The sequence below is a fragment of the Pseudomonas sp. AGC41 genome, from assembly GCF_057334555.1.
The window spans coordinates 4320-7742 of record NZ_JBHFJB010000035.1 but is presented as its reverse complement, the minus strand read 5'-3'; the positions used below and the strand labels follow the sequence as shown (position 1 = coordinate 7742).

Sequence of the window (3423 nt, the reverse complement as noted above, 5' to 3'; positions counted from 1 at the left end):
GGCTCGCTCCCACAGGTGGGCCTAGCCTGCAAATGAAAACGCCGCTCAATGAGCGGCGTTTTTGTACCTCACCAGACAGCGTCCGGTTTACAGCGCCATGTCGGCCGCTGGGTTGGCCTCGCGAGGAGCAGCCGGTTGGGCCGGTGCTACCGCGGTGCCTGGCTTGCCGATAGCCGGTGGCGGGTCCAGTTGCAGGACTTCGCTGGTGTAGGCCCATTCCTGTGCGACGCGCTCAGGATTGTCGTTCAGCTTGGTGCCGTAGCTCGGTACGATCTGGCGCAGTTTTTCCTGCCAGGCCGGGGTGGCTACCTTGTCCTTGAAGACCTTCTCAAGCACGGTCAGCATGATCGGTGCAGCGGTCGAGGCGCCTGGCGAGGCACCCAGCAGACCGGCGATGCTGCCGTCCTGGGAAGCGACGACTTCGGTACCGAGTTTCAGCACGCCGCCCTTCTCTTCGTCACGCTTGATGATCTGCACGCGCTGGCCGGCTTGCCACAGACGCCAGTCTTCCTGCTTGGCGTCCGGGAAGTATTCCTTCAGCGCGTTGAAGCGGTCCTCATCCGACAGCATCAGCTGGCCGGCAAGGTATTCAACCAGTGGGTACTGTTCGATACCGACCTTGGTCATCGGCCACACGTTGTGGGTCGTGGTGCTGGTCAGCAGGTCGAAGTACGAACCGTTCTTCAGGAACTTGGTGGAGAACGTGGCGAATGGGCCAAACAGGATCACGCGCTTGCCGTCGAGCACGCGGGTGTCCAGGTGCGGAACCGACATCGGTGGCGCGCCAACCGAAGCCTTGCCGTACGCTTTTGCCAGGTGCATCTGGGCAACGGTCGGGTTTTCGGTGACCAGGAACGAACCGCCCACCGGGAAACCGGCGTATTCACGGGCTTCCGGAATGTCCGACATCTGCAGCAGGTGCAGCGCGCCGCCACCGGCACCGATGAACACGAACTTGGCGTCGGTCTCGGTTTCGGTACCGTCTTTCAGGTTCTTGTACGAAACGCGCCAGGAGCCATCCTCGTTGCGAGTGATGTTTTCCACTTCGCTGGAGAGCTTGAGCGAGAAGTTCGGCCTGGTTTGCAGGTGAGCAGCGAACTGGCGGGTGATTTCGCCGAAGTTCACGTCAGTACCCAGCGGGCTCCAGGTGGCCGCGACTTTCTGGCTCGGGTCACGCCCTTGCATCATCAGCGGAACCCACTTGCTGATCTGCGCAGGGTCTTCGGAATACTGCATGCCGGCGAACAGCGGGCTGGCCTGGAGAGCGTCGTAGCGCTTCTTCAGGAAGGCGATGTTCTCGTCACCCCACAGGAAACTCATGTGCGGGGTGGAGTTGATAAACGAGCGCGGGTTCTTCAGCACGCCGTTCTTGACCTGCCAGGACCAGAACTGACGGGAAATCTGGAAGGCTTCGTTGATTTCGATAGCCTTGGAGATGTCGACCTTGCCGTTCTTGTCTTCCGGCGTGTAGTTCAGCTCGGCCAGGGCGGAGTGCCCGGTACCGGCGTTGTTCCAGCCATTGGAGCTCTCTTCGGCAACACCGTCCAGGCGCTCGACCATTTCCATGGTCCAGCCTGGCTCCAGCTCATTGAGCCAGACGCCAAGGGTCGAACTCATGATGCCGCCGCCAATGAGCAAGACATCCACTTTTTTCGGCTCGGCGGCGTGCGTGGTCGCAAGACCCATCGCCATCGCCAGGCCCAGCAGCGCCGTATGTGTTTTCTTCAACATGTGTGTATCCCTAGGGTGGAACGCCATTCCGTCCCCCAATCCTGTTCAAGCAGGGTCCGCACCCATGCCGGCATGGCCAGCGGGCGGGGATCGATGGACTGGAGGAAGGACCTACAGGGGCCGAGCAATATCGGCCTCACATTTATGTCTCTCCGGCGCTGACTTCTTGTAGGTCTTGGCTTCAGCTGGGTGAGGGACACTGCAAAACGGTCTGGATCGGGCCTGCCAAGGCCGTGCCCGATTGTCGCAGCGGGGGGAGTTTACAGAAGGAAATAAGCAGACCGAAGCGCATTTTTGCATTCGAGGTAAAAACGCCGACCAAATGACGGCGTTTTAATGGCTCGGTTGCGCGCCGTGAAGACGCGCTCCGCCCCGAAATCAGAGGTACTTGAGGATCGCGATGTCACGCCGACGTTGTTTCAACGCTGCGAACCAACGCGTTGGAAAAAACAGGGCGACACTCAACAACACGCTCCACAACCAGACCATCGGCAAGTGGTCGAAGCCGAAATAAGCGCCCTGATTGGTGCCCCAGATAAACACCGCCAGCAGATACATGGCCTTCAGCACGTACAGGTGCAACAGGTAGAAGAACATCGGCGCGCCGCCATAGATGGCCAGGATCGCGATGCTGCCCTTCTCCTGGGCTTTTTCGAAAAGCGCCAGCAGGATCAGGCCCACCGCCAGCGTCGGCATCAGGAACATCAGCGACGGCGGGTACTTGGTCGCGCTCATGAAACTCATGAAGGTGCGCAGTGCGTCACCGGTCTCGACCCAGGGTTTGTCACCGTAGACGTTGAGATAACGGATAAACACGAACGCCACCAGCGAGCCGATGCCGACCTTGAGCAGGCGCCGCACTCGCGTGGCCGCTTCGATGTCCTTGCCGAACCAGGGCCCGATCGCCCAACCCAGCAGGATAACGCCGATCCATGGCAACACAGGGTAGGTGGTGCGGGCCCGGGTGAACTCGGTGATTTCGATGAACGACCGCTGATGAAGAATCGACCACGGCACGAAAAACGGCGAGTCCGGCCCCAGCACCACACCATCCAACAGGTTATGCCCGGCAACGATGGCCACGCCCAGCACGATCAGCCAGCTGCGTTTGAAGTGCAGCAACGCCGCCAGGGCGATCATGCAGATGCCGATGCACCAGATGACCTGCAGCCACAAAGTCTTCGGCGGAAACTCGGCGTTCCAGGCGAAACAGACGAAGGTCAGCTCCAGGAACACCAGGAACAGGCCACGCTTGAGCAGGAACACCGAGGTCTCGCTGGGGGTGTGTTTCTGGCTGTAGAGCCAGGCCGACAAACCGGTAAGGAAGATGAACACCGGCGCACAGAACGTACTGAGCAAACGCGTGAAAAACAGGTCCGGGGTCACGCTCAATGCATCGATCGGGTCAGTGACCTGGCGGTGCAGCAAAAAGGTTTCGCGGACGTGGTCGACCAGCATCAGCAACATGACAAAACCCCGCAGGGCATCGATGGCGAGCAGGCGCGTCGCGGTTGTTGCGGTACTGGAGGCGAGGGTTGGAGCGATGACAGCGGACGGGCTTGTCGCGCTTGGGGATAGGCTCATGGCGATACTCAGGAGTCGTAGGGCTTTGCAGGATCAGGAATGAGAATTCCTGGCAAAAGAAAGAGGATAACATAACATAGGCCGCCGATAAGCTGAACCCTGTGGGAG

General features: G+C 60.0%; 2 protein-coding genes. Both read right to left on the bottom strand.

From position 1 onward, the window contains the following. Positions 1 to 87 precede the first annotated feature (87 nt). Positions 88 to 1731 carry a malate dehydrogenase (quinone) gene (gene mqo / locus ACE04F_RS06445; RefSeq protein ID WP_486105485.1) on the bottom strand — a complete coding sequence of 548 codons (1644 nt, stop codon included), beginning with the start codon at positions 1729 to 1731 and terminating at the stop codon, positions 88 to 90. 378 nt (positions 1732 to 2109) lie between these two features. Beyond that, positions 2110 to 3315: an acetyltransferase domain-containing protein gene (locus ACE04F_RS06440; protein WP_486105484.1), complete on the bottom strand. Its 1206-nt coding sequence runs from the start codon at positions 3313 to 3315 to the stop codon at positions 2110 to 2112. Between the last annotated feature and the right edge of the window lie 108 nt (positions 3316 to 3423).

Bases quoted from the DNA above. Each gene is read 5' to 3' on its own strand.
- mqo (WP_486105485.1), bottom strand. From the start codon at position 1,731: ATGTTGAAGAAAACACATACGGCGCTGCTGGGCCTGGCGATGGCGATG.
- ACE04F_RS06440 (WP_486105484.1), bottom strand. From the start codon at position 3,315: ATGAGCCTATCCCCAAGCGCGACAAGCCCGTCCGCTGTCATCGCTCCA.